Here is a 1655-nt window from a genome sequence, read left to right on the forward strand (position 1 = left end):
GAGCGGTGTGCAAGCTGAAGTCGCAGGTCACGGGTCTGGTGTGAATGGCGAGTTGGGTACTCGTGCCGGTCGGCGGCCGATGACCATGGCGTAGATCATCGGGCAGGTCCGGCCCCGGCGGGATGCCGGGTTCGGCTGCGCCCACGACCGGCCCCCGCCTACGATCCGTAAGCAGGTCGGCACGCTGTGAGAACGCGGGAGGGGGCCCGGGGGATGCAGGAGCGGCAGTGGATCACCGCCCGCCGGAGTGAACTGGACGCCCTCGTCGAGGAGTTGGTCAAGCGGCTTCAGGAGGTCCAGGCCGAGCGGGACGAACTGGCGATCGCGGAGCGGGTGTTGAACCGCCTGGCCGAGCAGGCCCGGGCAGATGCCGGGGCTGTCGCTCCGGCACCGGCGCAGGTGGCCGGACGGGCGGTCCTGCTCATCCCGCACCGCAGCGACGCGGCCGACGAGGGCGCGCTGCCCGGCGACTACCGCAAGATCCTGGCGATCGTGCGGGAGGCCGACGGCCCGGTGCAGGTCAGGGCGGTCGGTGAGCGGCTGGGCCTGGACGCCTCCGTGCGCGGCAAGCTGGAACCTCTGCGGGCGAAGATGACCAAACTCGCCGACCGCGGCTGGCTGCACAAGCGGGGCGACGGGCGGTTCACGGCACGTCCATAGTCACGCGGAGCGCGCCCGTAACTGACGGGCCCCCGACGGCAGTTGAGTTTGTGTGACGAAAAACAACAGTTCCGTCGAGGGCCCTGACGGCCTTGTCTACACCGCCCGACTGCCGCTGTCGAGCGCCACCCTGAACTGGCTCGCCGACCTGATACGCGGCCACCTCAAGAAGATCGGCTCACGGTGGCGCGTCCTGCCCGCGGGGAAGATCGCCACCATCGTGCTCGCGGTACTGCGCTGTGACCAGCGGCCCGGCGACCTGGCCGGCGGCAACGGAGTACACCGCACCACCGTGACCCGGTGGGTCCGGGAAGTCGTCGGCCTGCTCGCCGCCCGGGCTCCACGCCTGGACCGGGCCCTGAAGAAGATCGCCCGAATGGGCGGCGGCATCGTACTGCTGGACGGATCGGTGATCCGCACCCGTCGCAGAACCGGGAAGGAGAACCGGAAGAACTACTCCGGCAAGAACAAATGCCACGGCCTGCTCGTGATCGCCCTCACCGACGACCGGGGCCGACTGCTGTGGATCTCTGCGGCCCGCCCCGGGCGCACCTCGGAGATCACCGCCTGCCGGCATGACCAGCTCACCGCAAAGCTACGGGCGGCCGGACTGGGGGCCATCGCCGACCTGGGATTCGTCGGCCTCGACGACAGTGATCCCGGCGCCGACCCCGCGGTGATCACCGGCTACAAGGCCGCACGCAACCGGCCCCTGACCCGAGGACAGAAACTGTCCAACACCGCACTGGCAGCCGTCCGGGCGCCGGTCGAGCACGGCTTCGCCCACCTCAAGAACTGGCGTGTCCTCGGCAAGGTACGCACCGACCCCGCCTGGGCGACCGCCCTGGTCCGGGCCCTGCTGGTCCTCACCAACCGCGAAGTCGCCCGATGACCGACGATCTTCACCAAAGTCATCTGCCAGCGACCAGCATGAGCATCCCGATGCCCACGCACACCAGCCCCGTGACCAGCAACTTCAGCTTGCACACCGCTCA

2 protein-coding genes are annotated in these 1655 nt (G+C 69.7%); both read left to right on the top strand.

Going from position 1 to position 1655, the window contains the following annotated elements:
- Positions 1-213 precede the first annotated feature (213 nt).
- On the top strand, positions 214-660 hold the full coding sequence (locus GUY61_RS38130; RefSeq protein ID WP_166634865.1) for a hypothetical protein: 447 nt from the start codon (positions 214-216) through the stop codon (positions 658-660).
- Between the two features lie 52 nt (positions 661-712).
- Positions 713-1552, top strand: coding sequence for a transposase family protein (locus GUY61_RS38135; protein ID WP_166634866.1), 840 nt, complete (start codon positions 713-715; stop codon positions 1550-1552).
- Positions 1553-1655: the final 103 nt, after the last annotated feature.

It is taken from the genome of Streptomyces sp. GC420, from assembly GCF_009916105.1.
Classification (GTDB): Bacteria; Actinomycetota; Actinomycetes; order Streptomycetales; family Streptomycetaceae; genus Streptomyces.